Annotated in this window: 8 protein-coding genes and 2 rRNA genes; 8 read left to right on the top strand and 2 right to left on the bottom strand. The window is 67.1% G+C overall.

Annotated features, from left to right (window positions below; genetic code table 11):
- Positions 1–176: 176 nt before the first annotated feature.
- Both rpf and GGQ69_RS07825 read right to left on the bottom strand, forming a co-directional pair.
- Entirely contained in the window at positions 177–893 is a 717-nt protein-coding gene (gene rpf, locus GGQ69_RS07830) for a resuscitation-promoting factor Rpf (RefSeq protein ID WP_255459449.1), read from the bottom strand.
- 346 nt (positions 894–1,239) lie between these two features.
- Positions 1,240–1,740, bottom strand: a complete 501-nt coding sequence (locus GGQ69_RS07825; RefSeq protein WP_183526766.1) for an ankyrin repeat domain-containing protein — start codon at positions 1,738–1,740, stop codon at positions 1,240–1,242.
- A gap of 173 nt (positions 1,741–1,913) precedes the next feature.
- Here GGQ69_RS07825 and GGQ69_RS07820 point away from each other — a divergent pair, with 173 nt between their 5' ends.
- The 8 genes from GGQ69_RS07820 to GGQ69_RS07785 all read left to right on the top strand — a co-directional run bounded on the left by GGQ69_RS07820 (position 1,914) and on the right by GGQ69_RS07785 (position 17,240).
- Positions 1,914–3,176: an argininosuccinate synthase gene (locus GGQ69_RS07820; RefSeq protein WP_183526764.1), complete on the top strand. Its 1,263-nt coding sequence runs from the start codon at positions 1,914–1,916 to the stop codon at positions 3,174–3,176.
- A 3-nt stretch (positions 3,177–3,179) separates the two neighbouring features.
- Positions 3,180–4,646, top strand: a complete 1,467-nt coding sequence (gene argH / locus GGQ69_RS07815) for an argininosuccinate lyase (RefSeq protein WP_183526761.1) — start codon at positions 3,180–3,182, stop codon at positions 4,644–4,646.
- A gap of 15 nt (positions 4,647–4,661) precedes the next feature.
- Positions 4,662–5,318 (top strand): DNA-3-methyladenine glycosylase, encoded by a 657-nt coding sequence (locus GGQ69_RS07810; RefSeq protein ID WP_183526759.1) that lies wholly within the window; start codon positions 4,662–4,664, stop codon positions 5,316–5,318.
- A gap of 169 nt (positions 5,319–5,487) precedes the next feature.
- The gene (locus GGQ69_RS07805; protein ID WP_183526757.1) at positions 5,488–7,752 is read left to right on the top strand and encodes an AAA family ATPase; all 2,265 of its coding nucleotides are present in this window, start codon (positions 5,488–5,490) and stop codon (positions 7,750–7,752) included.
- A 172-nt stretch (positions 7,753–7,924) separates the two neighbouring features.
- Entirely contained in the window at positions 7,925–9,238 is a 1,314-nt protein-coding gene (tyrS, locus tag GGQ69_RS07800) for a tyrosine--tRNA ligase (RefSeq protein ID WP_183528438.1), read from the top strand.
- A gap of 88 nt (positions 9,239–9,326) precedes the next feature.
- Entirely contained in the window at positions 9,327–11,423 is a 2,097-nt protein-coding gene (locus GGQ69_RS07795; protein WP_370577128.1) for a pyruvate kinase, read from the top strand.
- A 568-nt stretch (positions 11,424–11,991) separates the two neighbouring features.
- A 16S ribosomal RNA gene (locus tag GGQ69_RS07790) occupies positions 11,992–13,516 on the top strand.
- A gap of 635 nt (positions 13,517–14,151) precedes the next feature.
- Positions 14,152–17,240, top strand: a 23S ribosomal RNA gene (locus GGQ69_RS07785).
- Together the 16S and 23S rRNA genes form the textbook arrangement of a ribosomal RNA operon.
- Positions 17,241–17,319: the final 79 nt, after the last annotated feature.

Genomic DNA, 17,319 nt, shown 5'->3' with positions numbered 1-17,319 from the left:
TTCCCCTTCGAGACTGCTGATCCGGTGTGATGCGGCGCGCGGGGCGATGACTCGTCGACGCCGCGCGCGGTGATGACCGCTGTCTCACCCTAGCGGCCGGCGTCCTTAACGAGAGAACGCGCCGGATGGGGAGGACTCCCCATCCGGCGCGTTCCGTCAAGACTGACGGCCGTCGATCAGGCCGGCAGGTGCAGGGTCTGGCCGACGAAGATCAGGTTCGCGTTCGACACGGTGTCGGCGTTGGCGGCGTGCAGTGCCTTCCAGCCGCCCTCGACGCCGTAGGAACGGGCGATCTTGGCCAGGGTGTCGCCCGGCTTGACGGTGACGGTCTTGGCGGAACGCTCGACCGGGGTGACCGAGGAGGCGCGCTCGGCCTGCTGCACCTGTGCCTGCTGGACGGCGGCGCGCTCGGCGGCGGCGGCCTCCTGGGCGGCGGCGCGCTCGGCAGCGGCCTTGTTGGCGGCGGCACGCTCAGCGGAGGCGTTGGAGTCCGCCGACTGGGTGGTCACGTTGGCGTTGGAGGGCGTGCCGTACAGGCCCAGCTTGGCGGAGCAGGCAGGCCAGGCGCCCCAGCCCTGGGCGGCCAGGGTGTTCTCGGCGACGCGGATCTGCTCGGCCTTGGAGGCCTGGTGCGGCATGCCGGAGCCGCCGAAGGCGCGCCAGGTGGAGGGGGAGAACTGCAGGCCACCGTAGTAGCCGTTGCCGGTGTTGATGGACCAGTTGCCGGTGGACTCACACTGGGCCAGGGCGTCCCAGGTGGAGACCGGGGCGGCGGTGGCGGGGGCCGAGAGGGCGGTCAGCCCGGCGCCGGCGATGGCGACGCCGGCCAGGCCGGCGGCCGAGCGACGGACGATGGAGCGGCGGGCAGTCGTGGCAGTGGAGGTGTTCTGCATGATGTTGGGAGATGTCGGCCCACCCCTGCTCGAACCGTCCCCGGTCGTCACAGCAGCACCGTCCGCCGTCCGTGATGGAATACACGGCGCGAGGCTCCCAAGGGACGGTGCTGGTGGGGGAGGCCCGCTGTCGTTCTTTCCTGCCGGATCACGAAACGATCACGGAGCAGGTCTGAAACCAGTGAAAGGCATCAGGACGATAACGTCAAATCCGGGGCGGCTTCTTCAGGCAATTCCCATGGAACGCTCAGGAGCGTCGCTGGTGGGAGTCCAGGGGCAAGGCGCGGCGTGCTTCCCGGTCAACCGGGGGACGGCGCAGTGTGGGTGGTGACGCCGGAACGAGCGGTCACGGGGTCGAGACCGGGCCGTGATCCTCGTCACGCGGCGCCGCGTCGAGCAGGCTGCGCATGGCCTCGAGTCCGAACTGGTCCACCGCCGCGCGTGCGCTGACGGGGCCGGCGTCGGGATCCGCTCCGGCGGCCAGCAGGGCGCGCACCGACTCCTCGTTCTGGACGAACACGGCGCAGGTCAGGGCCGACTGGCCGCGCTGGTTGACCCGGTGGACGTCCGCCCCGCGATCCACCAGGGCACGGACGAGCCGGGGGTGGTTGTTGTAGGTGGCCAGGATCAACAGGGTGTCCCCGTTGTGGTTGGACAGGTTCACCGGCACCCCCTGGTCCACGGCCGCGAGCAGTGGCTCGGAGTCGCCGGCGCGGGCCAAGTCGAACAGGGAGTTGAGGAACTCCAGCTGCTCGTCCGTGAGCTCAGGGGCTCCGTGGGTCGCCGGGGTGCCGGGTCCCGGGGTGGAGTGGTCCGGGTTCTGGGGTCCGGGGATGTCGCTGCTCATGGGTCCACAGTACGGTGAGTGTGGTCGGGGTGCCGCGTCGCGGAGGGTCTCCACGGCGTCGTCCGTGCGCAACGATGCATAAATATGTAGACTCTTGCATAGAGTCCACCAGGGCCGCCTTCCCCCCGCGTGGGGACCGGCCCGCCACTGCAGGAGAGCTTGAGGAGCACGCAATGACAGAACGCATCGTCCTGGCCTATTCGGGCGGACTGGACACGTCCGTGGCCATCGGCTGGATCGCCGAGGCCACCGGGGCCGAGGTGATCGCCGTGGCCGTGGACGTGGGCCAGGGTGGGGAGGACCTCGAGACCGTGCGCCAGCGTGCCCTGGACTGCGGTGCGGTCGAGGCCTACGTGGCCGACGCCCGGGACGAGTTCGCCGAGCAGTACTGCATGCCGACCCTCAAGGCCAACGGCCTCTACATGGACGCCTACCCGCTGGTGTCGGCCATCTCCCGCCCGGTGATCGTGCGCCACCTCGTGGCCGCCGCCCGCCAGTTCGGCGCCTCCACCGTGTCCCACGGGTGCACCGGCAAGGGCAACGACCAGGTCCGCTTCGAGGTGGGCATCCAGACCCTCGGGCCGGACCTGAAGTGCATCGCCCCGGTCCGGGACCTGGCGCTCACCCGGGACAAGGCCATCGAGTACGCCGAGCGCAACGAGCTGCCGATCGTCACCACCAAGAAGAACCCGTTCTCCATCGACCAGAACGTCTGGGGCCGCGCCGTGGAGACCGGTTTCCTGGAGGACATCTGGAACGGTCCGACCAAGGACGTGTACGACTACACCGACGACCCGGCGTTCCCGCCGGCGCCGGACGTGGTGACCGTGACCTTCGAGCAGGGCGTCCCGGTGGCGCTGGACGGCCGCTCGCTCTCCCCGCTGCAGATCATCGAGGAGATGAACCGCCGGGCCGGTGCGCAGGGCATCGGGCGCATCGACATCGTCGAGGACCGTCTCGTGGGCATCAAGTCCCGCGAGATCTACGAGGCCCCCGGTGCGATGGCGCTGATGACCGCCCACCGCGAGCTGGAGAACGTGACCCTGGAGCGCGAGCAGGCCCGGTTCAAGAAGACCGTGGACCAGCGCTGGACCGAGCTGGTGTACGACGGCCAGTGGTTCTCCCCGCTGAAGAAGAACCTGGACGTCTTCGTGGACGAGACCCAGAAGTACGTCTCCGGGGACATCCGGATGGAACTGCACGGCGGCCGCGCCACCGTCCAGGGCCGTCGCTCGGACACGGGGCTGTACGACTTCAGCCTCGCCACCTACGACGAGGGCGATGCCTTCGACCAGTCCTCTGCACGGGGCTTCATCGACATCTTCGGCCTCTCCTCCAAGGTCGCGACCGAGCGCGACCAGCGGGTGGAGGGCGCTGGGTCCGTGGACTCCCTCGAGGACGTGGCGAAGCTGTCGAACGAGAGCACCGGGGCCTGAGACGTGGCGGATCAGGGCGCGGAGAACACGCCGGGGCCACAGCGCCACGGCACCAATGAGGGCTCGCTGTGGGGCGGCCGCTTCGCCGGCGGCCCCGCGGACGCCCTGGCGGCGCTGAGCAAGTCGACGGACTTCGACTGGCGACTGGCCCGCTATGACATCGCGGGTTCCCGCGCCCACGCCCGGGTCCTGCACACCGCGGGGCTGCTCGACGACGCCGAGCTCGAGGGCATGCTGGCCGCGCTCGACCGCCTGGAGGCCGACGTCGTCTCCGGCGCCTACGTCGCCGCGGACTCCGATGAGGACGTGCACGGCTCGCTCGAGCGCGGACTGATCGAGCGCGCCGGTCCGGAGCTGGGCGGCAAGCTACGTGCGGGGCGCTCCCGCAACGACCAGATCGCCACCCTGGGTCGGATGTTCCTGCGCGACCACGCGCGACTGATCGCGGCCCGCCTGCTGGACACCATCGACGCGCTCATCGCCCAGTCGGAGACCCACCCGTACGCGCCGATGCCGGGACGCACGCACCTGCAGCACGCCCAGCCGGTGCTGCTCAGCCATCACTTGCTCGCCCACGCCTGGGCGATGGCGCGGGACGTGCAGCGGCTGGTGGACTGGGACGGCCGTGCCGCGGTGTCGCCCTACGGCTCGGGGGCCCTGGCCGGGTCCTCGCTCGGCCTGGATCCCAATGCCGTGGCCGCAGACCTCGGTTTCGACTCCGCGGCGTGGAATTCGATCGACGGCACCGCTGCGCGGGACGTCTTCGCCGAGTTCGCCTGGGTGTGCGCCATGATCGGCGTCGACCTCTCCCGGATCAGCGAGGAGGTCATCTTCTGGGCCACGAAGGAGGCCGGTTTCGTCACCCTGGACGACGCCTACTCCACCGGATCCTCGATCATGCCGCAGAAGAAGAACCCGGACGTCGCCGAGCTCGCCCGGGGCAAGTCCGGGCGGCTTATCGGCGACCTGACCGGGCTGCTGGCCACCCTCAAGGGACTGCCGCTGGCCTACAACCGCGACCTGCAGGAGGACAAGGAGCCGGTCTTCGACGCCGCGGACACCCTCGAACTGCTGCTGCCGGCCGTGTCCGGGATGATCGCCACGCTGACGTTCCACACCGACCGGATGGCCGAGCTGGCCCCGCAGGGGTTCGCCCTGGCCACGGACATCGCCGAGTGGCTGGTCCGCCAGGGCGTGCCGTTCCGTGACGCGCACGAGCTCTCGGGCGAGGCCGTGAAGGTCGCGGAGTCGCGGGGCGTGGAGCTCTGGGACCTGACGGACGAGGACTATGCGGCGATCTCGCCCGCACTGACCCCCGCGGTCCGTTCCGTCCTGTCCACCGAGGGGTCCCTCTCCTCCCGCAATGCCCAGGGCGGTACGGCCCCGGAGGCCGTCGCCGCCCAGCTGGCCGAGCTCCGGCGCCAGCTCGTGCCGCTGCGCGAGTTCGGGGCGTCCGGCCCGCTGGCGTGAGGGAGCCCGGCATCCATGCCCGGTGACCTGAGCGTGCTCGAGCGGGGTGGCCTGCGGGCCGCCCCGCTCCTGCTCGGTTCGACGCTGACGGTCGCCCGGGGCGGGACGGTGGTCGGCGTGCGACTAACGGAGGTCGAGGCCTACGAGGGTCAGCGCGATCCCGGTTCGCACGCCTACCGCGGTCGAAGCCGCCGCAATGACACGATGTTCGGCCCCGCCGGTCACGTCTACGTCTACTTCACCTACGGCATGCACTGGTGCATGAACATCGTCTGCGGGACGGAGGGAACCAGTTCCGCCGTCCTGCTGCGCGCCGGTGAGGTGACGCTGGGACTGGACGCCGCCGTCGCCCGGCGCGGCGCCCCGGCCGGACCGAGGCTGGCCTCCGGTCCGGCGCGCCTGGCCCAGGCCCTCGGCATCGGGGCCGGTGACGACGGCTCGGTCCTGTTGTCCGGGCCCGGCCCGGACGACCACGCGGCGCAGGCGCCGGACGGCATCTGGCTCTCCGGCATCCGCTCGCGACGCCGGCCGGGCACCCTGACCGGGCCCCGCACCGGCGTCTCCGGGCCCGGGGGAGGACCGGAGTTCCCCTGGCGCTTCTGGCTGCCGGACGAGCCCTCGGTCTCGCCCTACCGTCCGGCGGCGCCGCGTCGTCGCACCTCACGGGCGTGATCCACGGGGTGGGCCCCGTCGCGCGGGGTCGGGCATTAACGGTGTGTTCACCGCAACCGCTGTACCATGGATGGTCACTCGTTCCGTGGTGCCCCCGGGGCGTGCCGGACCCCTCCGGTCGTCAGGCTCCCCCGGGGAGCACCGTCGATAGCCCTAAGGTGTGCAAGGCATGACTGATGTGGTCCCGGTCCACCAGACCGAACTGGAGCACGAGCGCCACTACGTCGCCCGGCTCTACCAGCGTCTGGACGAATTGCGGGCGGAGAAGGAGCGCCAGTTGGCGCGCGTGCGCAAGGAGGGACCCCAGGGCTCGGTGCAGAACGTCTCCGAACGCGACGCCTTCGCCACGCTCTACGAGGACCGCCTCGCGCAGTTGTACGCCGTGGACGACCGGCTGGTGTTCGGCCGGCTGGACCTGGACGGCGGGGACGAACGCTACATCGGGCGCATCGGCCTGACCGACGAGGACCAGCAGCGGCTCATGGTGGACTGGCGGGCGCCCGAGGCCGGGGCGTTCTACCAGGCCACGGCCCACCACCGGCTGGGGGTGCGCCGCCGCCGTCACCTGATGCTGCGCGGGCGCACCGTGGTGGACCTCGAGGACGACGTTCTGGACGCGAGCCTGCTGGACGGTGAGACCGGCCACCACGGGGCCGGCGCCCTGCTGGCGGCAGTCTCGGCGCGGCGCACCGGACAGATGGGGGACATCGTCGCCACCATCCAGGCCGAACAGGACGCCGTCATCCGTTCCCCGATCAAGGGCGTGCTGGTGGTCCAGGGCGGCCCGGGCACCGGCAAGACCGCGGTGGCCCTGCACCGCGCCGCCTACCTGCTCTACACCCACCGGGAACGGCTGAAGTCCGCCGGTGTGCTGCTGGTCGGCCCGTCACAGTCCTTCATGCGCTACATCGACCGCGTGCTGCCCTCCCTGGGTGAGACCGGCGTGGTGATGTCCTCCCTCGGCCGGCTCATGCCCGGCATCAAGGCCGTGCCGGAGGCCGACCGCCGGGTGGCCCGCATCAAGGGCCGGCTGTTCATGGCCGACGTGGTGGCCAACGCGGTGGCCAACCGCCAGCGGCTCCCCGCGGGTCCGCGCACGGTGGACGTCGGCGGTACCGTCCTGACCATCCGCCCCAAGCAGGTCCGGCGCGCCCGGGACCGGGCCCGGGCCACCGGCAAGCCGCACAACGAGGCCCGGAACACCTTCGTCAAGATCATGGTCCGCGAACTGGCCGACCAGTTGAAGGACAAGCTGGAGAAGTCCTCGGGCGCCGGCAACAACATCGACCGGTCCTACCTGGCGGAGGATGTCCGGACCTCCCGGGACGTGAGGATCGCCCTCAACCTGTGCTGGATGCCCCTGACCCCGGAGAAACTGCTCGCGGACCTGTTCTCCAAGCCGGAGCACCTGGACATGGCGGCGCCGTTCCTCGACCCCGAGGACCGCCGGCGCCTGGTGCGCCCGGCGGATGCGATGTGGACCGAGGCGGACGTCCCCCTGCTGGACGAGGCGGCGGAACTGCTCGGGGAGCTCGATCCCAGCGCGGGCCGCGGCAAGGCGGGACAGGAGGTCGAGCGCAAGCGGAACCTGGCCAACGCCGAGGCGTCCCTGAAGAACGTCAACGCCATGCTGGAGGACCTCGGCGTGGACGGCGTGGTGACCGCCGAGGCCCTGGCCGACGTCAACGAGGAGGGTGACCGCTACGTCTCCGCGTCCGAGCGGGCCTCCACCGACCGCACCTGGACCTACGGGCACGTCGTGGTGGACGAGGCGCAGGAGCTCTCGCCCATGCAGTGGCGGTTGCTCATGCGGCGCTGCCCCATGAAGTCGTTCACGATCGTGGGGGACATCGCCCAGGCGTCCTCGGCGGCCGGCGTCACCTCCTGGGCCGAGGCCCTGGAGCCCTTCGTCCAGGACCGCTGGCGCCTGGAGGAGCTGACGGTCAACTACCGCACCCCGGCCCGGATCACCCGGCTGGCCGCCCGGGTGGCCCAGGAGGCCGGGCTGCCGGTCTCCTCGCCACAGGCCGTGCGCGAGGGCGACTGGCAGCCCACGGTGCAGCAGGTGCCCGAGGCGCAGGCGGTCGGCGCGCTGATGGCCGGGGTGGCCGAGGACCTCGAGAGGATCGACGGCGGCCTGCTCGCCGTGATCGCCCCGGCCTCCCTCGAACGGCGCATCGCCGCCCTGCTCGTCGAACGCTACGGTGACCGGGTCGGGTCCGGCGGCGGTGGCCTGGGCCAGGACATCGTCTCCACCACCCCGGGAGAGGCCAAGGGGCTGGAGTTCGATGCCGTCGTGCTGGTGGAACCGGCACAGATCGTCGCCGAGACCGGTGGGGTCGTCGGGGACCTGTACGTCGCCATGACCCGGTCCACCCAGACCCTGCGCGTCCTCTCCACCGGCGGGTTGCCGGCGGGGCTGGGCGACGCCTGACCGGCCCCCCGCACCCTCCGCCGACCCCCGCCCGTCCCGGACCGTCCCCCAGGACCGTCCCACGCCCCGCATTCCGAAACGACGCACGCACCGAGAGGCAGCATCCGTGACCACCACGTCCACCGCACCGCAGGACCGCCAGCCGGAGGGCGCCCCGGCGCAGCCCCGGCCCGTGAACCCTGCCCTGGCCGGCCAGTCGAACGATCCCTCGTTCCCGAACATCTGGCAGGAGCTGAAGTGGCGCGGACTCGTGCACGTCTCCACGGATGAGACCGCGCTCGAGGAGGTGCTGTCCGGGGACCCGATCACGTACTACTGCGGTTTCGACCCCACGGCCCCCTCGCTGCACCTGGGCAACCTCGTCCAGATCCTCGTCCTGCGCCGGCTGCAGCTGGCCGGTCACCGGCCGCTCGGGCTGGTCGGTGGCTCCACCGGGCTCATCGGTGATCCGCGGCAGACGGCCGAGCGGGTGCTCAACGACCGCGAGACCGTCGGCGAGTGGGTGGGTTACCTGCGCGGCCAGATCGAGCGGTTCCTGTCCTTCGAGGGGGACAACGCGGCCCGCATGGTCAACAACCTGGACTGGACGGGGCAGCTCAGCGCCCTGGACTTCCTGCGGGACATCGGCAAGCACTTCCGGGTGGGCACGATGATCCGGAAGGAGACCGTGGCCAAGCGCCTGCACTCGGACGAGGGCATCTCCTACACGGAGTTCTCCTACCAGGTGCTGCAGGGCATGGACTACCTGAACCTGTACCGCGACTACGGCTGCACGCTCCAGACCGGCGGTTCCGACCAGTGGGGCAACCTGACCTCCGGGACGGACCTGATCCGCAAGGTCGAGGGAACCGCGGCACACGCCTTCGGCACCCCGTTGATCACCAACGCGGACGGCACGAAGTTCGGCAAGTCCGAGGGCAATGCCATCTGGCTGGACGGGCGCATGTGCTCGCCGTACACCTTCTACCAGTTCTGGCTGAACACGGCGGACGCGGACGTCATCAGCCGGCTGAAGGTCTTCACCTTCCTGCACCGGGACCGGATCGAGGAGCTCGAGGCCAAGGTCCGGGACGAACCGTTCCGCCGGGAGGCCCAGAAGACCCTGGCCTGGGAGGTCACCTCCCTGGTGCACGGGGAGGAGGCCACGCGCAAGGTCATCGATGCCTCCGCGGCCATCTTCGGCCAGGGCGACCTGGCCGCCGTGGACGAGGCCACCCTCGCCGCCGCCACCGCCGAGCTCCCGACGGCGGCTCCCGGCCTGGGTGCCGGTGGCCCGGTGGGCATCGTCGAGCTGCTGGTAGCCACCGGGCTGTCCGGTTCCAACTCCGAGGCCCGCCGCACGGTCGCCGACGGAGGCGCCTCGGTGAACAACGTCAAGGTCACCGACGCCGAGCAGGCCTTCGGGACCGAGCAGGCCCTGCACGGGCGCTACCTGCTGGTGCGCCGCGGCAAGAAGAACATGGCGCTGGTGGACCTGTCCGCCTGAGTGACGGTTCCGTGTCCACGCGGTGAAATCCCCGTCCGGGCGGGTCTGACGGCCCCGAAGGTCCCGGACGGATGGCAGAGTGGACGACGTGACCGATTCCGTGCGACCCGGCCGCCCCGCGTCCGCCGGCCCCGCGGCGCCGACCGCCGCGGACCTGGAGGAGCTCCTCGCCCAGGTGCAGGAGCTCATCGACGGTGCGCGCGCCGCCGAGGCCGACCAGGTGGACCGGATCGGCCGGGTCCGGCCCGAGCACCGGGACAGTGCCGCCAACCTCGTGCACTACGTCTGGCTCCGCGGCCGGGACATCCGCACGCTGCAGGGCCGTCTCGCCGACCTCGGCCTGTCCTCCCTGGGACGGCTGGAGTCCCGGGTACTGCCCACGCTGCACTCCATCGCCGCCAGCCTGGAGGGCCTCCGGCTGGCGCGTGCCGTCTCCACGGGTGAACCCGGCGCCGCCGTCGGGACCGGGGCGGGCCGTGCCACCGGATGGCCGGACATGGATGCCGGACCGGACCGGCTGGAGCAGAACGCGACCAGCCTGCTCGGCCCCAGCCCCGAGGAACGCGTCTCCAGGATCATGGTGACCTTCCCGTCCCAGGCCGCCACGGATCCGGAACTCGTGGCCGAGATGCTCCGCGCCGGCATGGACATGGCTCGTATCAACTGCGCCCATGACGGTCCGGAGCAGTGGCGGGCCATGATCCGGCACCTGAGATCCGCCCAGGGGCTCCCGCCCGTGGACGGTGCCGGCGGCCCCGCGCGTCCTCTCCACGGGGCGTGTTTCAGCCGCGGGGGAGAACCGGCACCGGACCGCTGCCTCGTGGCCATGGACCTGGCCGGCCCCAAGCTGCGCACCGGGCCCATCGCGCCCGGTCCCGAGGTGCTCAAGATCAGGCCGGAGCGTTCGGCCACCGGGCAGGTCGTCGAGCCGGCCACCGTGGTCCTGGTCGCTCCCGGACAGGAACCGGGCGCACACGGAGCATCCGGCGGCGGAGACGGCATCGGTGGTGACGGCACCGGCGGGGACAATGTGGACCCGGCCCAGCGCGTCCCCGTCCGGGACCCTCGGTGGGTGGACGGTCGCGCCGTGGGGGAGACCCTCCGCTTCACGGACGCCCGCGGCTCGGCCCGGACCATGACGGTGGCCGCCCGCGAGCCGGGCCGGCTCACCTGCGAGATGGCGCAGACCGCCTACTTCATGCCCGGGGTCGTGCTCTACGCGGCCGACGGCACGCTCACCGAGGTCGGAGCGCTGCCGCCGAAGGAGCAGCGGCTGTTCATCCGTCCCGGCGAACGGCTCGTCCTGACCCGGTCCCTGGAACCGGCCCAGCCGGTGCCCGGTGGTCCTCATCGGATCGGTTGCTCGCTGGCCCAGGTCTTCGACGACGCCGAACCGGGCCAGCGCATCCACGTCGACGACGGGAGGATCAGTGGCGTGATCACCGAGGTCAGTCCCGAGGAGATCGAGGTGCGCGTGGAGTCGGCCGGGGTGTCGGGGAGCAGGCTCAAGGCGGAGAAGGGCATCAACCTGCCGGACACGCACCTGGACATCCCGGCGCTGACCGAGGAGGACCTCGCCGCGCTGCCGTTCGTGGCGGAGCACGCGGACATCGTCAACCTGTCCTTCGTCCGGACCCCGGCAGACGTGGCGGACCTGATGGAGCGACTCACCGGCCTCGAGCGCGAGGACCTGGACGTGGTGCTGAAGATCGAGACCGTGGAGGCCTTCGAGAACCTTCCGCAGATCCTGCTCGAGGCCATGCGCTGGCCGGACATCGGCGTGATGATCGCGCGCGGGGACCTGGCCGTGGAGGCCGGCTTCGAACGGATGGCCGAGGTGCAGGAGGAGATCCTGTGGCTGTGCGAGTCCGCCCACGTGCCGGTGATCTGGGCGACCCAGGTCCTGGACTCGCTCGCCCGGACCGGGCTGCCGAGTCGTGCCGAGGTCACCGATGCGGCGATGGCCGAGCGCGCCGAGGCCGTGATGCTGAACAAGGGCCCCTTCGTGGTGGACACGATCGCCTTCCTGTCCGGCGTCCTCGGACGGATGCAGGAGCACGTGTCCAAGAAGCGCACGCTGCTCCGGGAATTGCGTTCCTGGGACCTGTTCTCCGAGGCGGTCACCAACCGCGGACCCCGGGGGACCGCAACCACCAGGCCCCCCCGGGACCGGATCGCCGACTAGGCCGCGACACCCGCGAGAGACGTGCCTCACAGTTGCGGACGGATGTCAGCCGGTGGACGCGAAAAGCCCGGAAATCCAGGGATTCCAGGGGTGCAGACCGCCCCGGGCGCCGATTTTGCACCGGCGCCGAAGCGTGTGTATAGTTCTTCAAGTCGCCAGCCGCGAAAGCGGGAAATCGGCGGCCAAACCCAGACTGAATGAAGGCCTAGACCGGTGCGCCCTGAGGGTGTAACATCGGTGGCCCGGAGGAAGTCTGGGGGGACCGCGGTGAGCACCGGGTGAACATGGCGGAAACGCCGGTTTGACGGAATGGAAACCGCAGTCTAAAGTAATAGACCGCAGATGAGAAAAGCGAAGATGTTCCGGGTTTTCCTGGTTTCTTGGTGAGTACTTGTGATGTGCCTGTTGTTTGAGAACTCAATAGTGTGCCAAGTTTGTTGATGCCAATTATTTGATTGGTTGAATGGCTGTCTGCCGCACCCCCGTGTGGTGGATGGTTTTTTGCCATGGATTGAGCGATGGCCGGCCGGGTTTTCCGCCGGGTGGGTCGTCGTGTCTTTTGTATTTTTTTACGGAGAGTTTGATCCTGGCTCAGGATGAACGCTGGCGGCGTGCTTAACACATGCAAGTCGAACGCTGAAGCCCCAGCTTGCTGGGGTGGATGAGTGGCGAACGGGTGAGTAACACGTGAGTAACCTTCCCTTGACTCTGGGATAAGCCTGGGAAACCGGGTCTAATACCGGATGCGACCTCTCACCGCATGGTGGGGGGTGGAAAGATTTATCGGTCTTGGATGGACTCGCGGCCTATCAGCTTGTTGGTGGGGTAATGGCCCACCAAGGCGACGACGGGTAGCCGGCCTGAGAGGGTGACCGGCCACACTGGGACTGAGACACGGCCCAGACTCCTACGGGAGGCAGCAGTGGGGAATATTGCACAATGGGCGCAAGCCTGATGCAGCGACGCCGCGTGAGGGATGACGGCCTTCGGGTTGTAAACCTCTTTCAGTAGGGAAGAAGCGAAAGTGACGGTACCTGCAGAAGAAGCGCCGGCTAACTACGTGCCAGCAGCCGCGGTAATACGTAGGGCGCGAGCGTTATCCGGAATTATTGGGCGTAAAGAGCTCGTAGGCGGTTTGTCGCGTCTGCCGTGAAAGTCCGGGGCTTAACCCCGGATCTGCGGTGGGTACGGGCAGACTGGAGTGCAGTAGGGGAGACTGGAATTCCTGGTGTAGCGGTGAAATGCGCAGATATCAGGAGGAACACCGATGGCGAAGGCAGGTCTCTGGGCTGTTACTGACGCTGAGGAGCGAAAGCATGGGGAGCGAACAGGATTAGATACCCTGGTAGTCCATGCCGTAAACGTTGGGCACTAGGTGTGGGGGCCATTCCACGGTTTCCGCGCCGCAGCTAACGCATTAAGTGCCCCGCCTGGGGAGTACGGCCGCAAGGCTAAAACTCAAAGGAATTGACGGGGGCCCGCACAAGCGGCGGAGCATGCGGATTAATTCGATGCAACGCGAAGAACCTTACCAAGGCTTGACATGTTCTCGACCGCCACAGAGATGTGGTTTCCCCTTTGGGGCGGGTTCACAGGTGGTGCATGGTTGTCGTCAGCTCGTGTCGTGAGATGTTGGGTTAAGTCCCGCAACGAGCGCAACCCTCGTTCCATGTTGCCAGCGGGTTATGCCGGGGACTCATGGGAGACTGCCGGGGTCAACTCGGAGGAAGGTGGGGACGACGTCAAATCATCATGCCCCTTATGTCTTGGGCTTCACGCATGCTACAATGGCCGGTACAATGGGTTGCGATACTGTGAGGTGGAGCTAATCCCAAAAAGCCGGTCTCAGTTCGGATTGGGGTCTGCAACTCGACCCCATGAAGTCGGAGTCGCTAGTAATCGCAGATCAGCAACGCTGCGGTGAATACGTTCCCGGGCCTTGTACACACCGCCCGTCAAGTCACGAAAGTCGGTAACACCCGAAGCCGGTGGCCCAACCCTTGTGGGGGGAGCCGTCGAAGGTGGGACTGGCGATTGGGACTAAGTCGTAACAAGGTAGCCGTACCGGAAGGTGCGGCTGGATCACCTCCTTTCTAAGGAGCACATGGCCATCACCGCCTGGACTTCTGGTCCGGGTACCGGGGTGGTCCATTGGTTGCCCGTGTCGGTCCCGCGTGTGGACCGGCGGGTTGCTCAAGGGTGGAACATCAACGAATCGTGCCCCGTGGTCGTACCGGCCGGTGGGTTCTCGTAGTACCGCGTCTGGAATGGGCGCCGCGGCCGTGGGCCGTGGTGTCGCGCCGGCGAGGGGAAGGGGAGCGTCACCGGGTCCGGATGGGCGTGGGGGTGTTGGCACACTGTTGGGTCCTGGGACAACAGGACCGGCCGTTCCCGGTCTGTCGGTGGAGTGATCCGCCGGTGGGCTCGGGGGTGGTTGTTCCGGGTCGGGTTCCTCCGTGGTGGGGGTCCCGGGTCCTGGTTCCGGCCGCGTTGAAGCGTCCTGCCGTTGTGGTGGGGTGTGGAGTGCGCGGTGCGGGTTGTTGTTTGGGAACTGCATAGTGGACGCGAGCATCTTATTTTTATTGCCGCCATCATCACGCCCCCTGGTGTGGTGTGGTGGCGCCGAGAATGTAGTCATCTTTGATGCCCGCACTGATCGTCCTGTCCTCCTGGTGGGGGCGGGTGTGTTGGTGTGGGTTTTTGCTCATTGAGGGCTTGGCCGTTGTGTGGCTAAGTTTTTCAGGGCGCATGGTGGATGCCTTGGCAACAGGAGCCGATGAAGGACGTGGGAATCTGCGATAAGCCTGGGGGAGTCGATAACCGGACGTTGAGCCCAGGATTTCCGAATGGGGAAACCCCGCACGCCGATGAGCGTGTGACCGCCGGTTGAACACATAGGCCGGTCGGGGGGAACGCAGGGAAGTGAAACATCTCAGTACCTGCAGGAAGAGAAAACAACATGTGATTCCGTCAGTAGTGGCGAGCGAACGCGGATGGGGCTAAACCGTGCACGTGTGATACCCGGCAGGGGTTGCGTGTTCGGGGTTGTGGGCCCTTGCGTGGTGGTTCTGCCGAACCACCGTGGTGAGGTGCGGGCGTATAGGCGAACAGGTTTGGATGCCTGACCGTAGAGGGTGAGAGTCCCGTAGCTGGAATGCGTTCCGCCGCTTAGTGAGTGTGCCCGAGTAGCACGGGGCCCGAGAAATCCCGTGTGAATCCGCCAGGACCACCTGGCAAGCCTGAATACTACCTGTTGACCGATAGCGGATAAGTACCGTGAGGGAATGGTGAAAAGCACCCCGGGAGGGGAGTGAAATAGTACCTGAAACCATGTGCCTACAATCCGTCGGAGCCTTTCGGGGTGACGGCGTGCCTTTTGAAGAATGAGCCTGCGAGTCAGTGGTACGTGGCGAGGTTAACCCGTGTGGGGAAGCCGTAGCGAAAGCGAGTCTGAATAGGGCGAACATAGTCGCGTGTCCTGGACCCGAAGCGGAGTGATCTACCCATGGCCAGGTTGAAGCGCGTGTAAGAACGCGTGGAGGACCGAACCCACTTCAGTTGAAAATGGAGGGGATGAGCTGTGGGTAGGGGTGAAAGGCCAATCAAACTCCGTGATAGCTGGTTCTCCCCGAAATGCATTTAGGTGCAGCGTCACGTGTTTCTTCCCGGAGGTAGAGCTACTGGATGGCTGATGGGCCCTACAAGGTTACTGACGTCAGCCAAACTCCGAATGCCGGGAAGTGAGAGCGTGGCAGTGAGACCGTGGGGGATAAGCTTCATGGTCGAGAGGGAAACAGCCCAGACCACCGGTTAAGGCCCCTAAGCGTGTGCTAAGTGGGAAAGGATGTGGAGTTGCTGTGACAACCAGGAGGTTGGCTTAGAAGCAGCCACCCTTGAAAGAGTGCGTAATAGCTCACTGGTCAAGTGATTCCGCGCCGACAATGTAGCGGGGCTCAAGCACACCGCCGAAACCGTGGCATTCAGCGTTTGCTGGATGGGTAGGGGAGCGTCGTGCACGAGGTGAAGCCGGGGCGGAAGCGTCGGTGGATTGTGCACGAGTGAGAATGCAGGCATGAGTAGCGAAAGACGGGTGAGAAACCCGTCCGCCGGATGACCAAGGGTTCCAGGGTCAAGCTAATCTGCCCTGGGTAAGTCGGGACCTAAGGCGAGGCCGACAGGCGTAGTCGATGGACAACGGGTTGATATTCCCGTACCGGCGAAGAACCGCCCATGCTGAGCCGGTGATACTAACCGCCCGAGCCTGCCTGGATCCCCTTCGGGGGACGTGGCAGGGGAGCGCGGGACCTGAACCGGTAAGGCAAGCGCATTAACAGGTGTGACGCAGGAAGGTAGCCGGGCCGGGCAATGGAATTGACCTGGTCCAAGGGTGTAGGGTGTCCGGTTGGCAAATCCGCCGGACGTGAGCCTGAGACCCGATAGGCCCCCACCACGTGGGGGATCCGGTGATCCTATGCTGCCAAGAAAAGCATCGGCGCGAGGTTCTAGCCGCCCGTACCCCAAACCGACACAGGTGGTCAGGTAGAGAATACTAAGGCGATCGAGAGAATCATGGTTAAGGAACTCGGCAAAATGCCCCCGTAACTTCGGGAGAAGGGGGGCCCCAACCGTGACACCCACTTGCTGGGTGGAGCGGATCGGGGCCGCAGAGACCAGGGGGAAGCGACTGTTTATCAAAAACACAGGTCCGTGCGAAGTCGCAAGACGAGGTATACGGACTGACTCCTGCCCGGTGCTGGAAGGTTAAGAGGACCTGTTAGCCGCAAGGCGAAGCGGAGAATTTAAGCCCCAGTAAACGGCGGTGGTAACTATAACCATCCTAAGGTAGCGAAATTCCTTGTCGGGTAAGTTCCGACCTGCACGAATGGAGTAACGACTTCCCCGCTGTCTCAACCATGAACTCGGCGAAATTGCACTACGAGTAAAGATGCTCGTTACGCGCAGAAGGACGGAAAGACCCCGAGACCTTTACTATAGTTTGGTATTGGTGTTCGGTGTGGCTTGTGTAGGATAGGTGGGAGACGTTGAAGCATGGACGCCAGTTCGTGTGGAGTCATCGTTGAAATACCACTCTGGTCACTCTGGACATCTAACTTCGGCCCGTGATCCGGGTCAGGGACAGTGCCTGATGGGTAGTTTAACTGGGGCGGTTGCCTCCCAAAATGTAACGGAGGCGCCCAAAGGTCCCCTCAGCCTGGTTGGCAATCAGGTGTCGAGTGCAAGTGCACAAGGGGGCTTGACTGTGAGAGCGACAGCTCGAGCAGGGACGAAAGTCGGGACTAGTGATCCGGCGGCACCTCGTGGAAGGGCCGTCGCTCAACGGATAAAAGGTACCTCGGGGATAACAGGCTGATCTTGCCCAAGAGTCCATATCGACGGCATGGTTTGGCACCTCGATGTCGGCTCGTCGCATCCTGGGGCTGGAGTAGGTCCCAAGGGTTGGGCTGTTCGCCCATTAAAGCGGTACGCGAGCTGGGTTCAGAACGTCGTGAGACAGTTCGGTCCCTATCCTCTGCGCGCGCAGGAAATTTGAGAAGGTCTGTCCTTAGTACGAGAGGACCGGGACGGACGAACCTCTGGTATGTCAGTTGTACCGCCAGGTGCACCGCTGATTAGCTACGTTCGGGACGGATAACCGCTGAAAGCATCTAAGCGGGAAGCCAGCTTCGAGATGAGATTTCCACAGGGCTTGTCCCTGGGAGGCCCCCAGCAGACCACTGGGTTGATAGGCCGGACGTGGAAGCAAGGACTAACGACTTGTGAAGCCGACCGGTACTAATAGGCCGACAACTTACACACACAACACCACCCCACCCCCCGCCGCTTCAGGCACCAGGGGACGGGGTTGGCCAGGTGCGCAGCGTCCACTATGCGGTTG

This window comes from Micrococcus sp. TA1 (assembly GCF_014199555.1).
Taxonomy (GTDB): domain Bacteria; phylum Actinomycetota; class Actinomycetes; order Actinomycetales; family Micrococcaceae; genus Citricoccus.
Note: the sequence above shows the minus strand (reverse complement) of the source record. Positions and strands in the feature narration are given on the sequence as shown.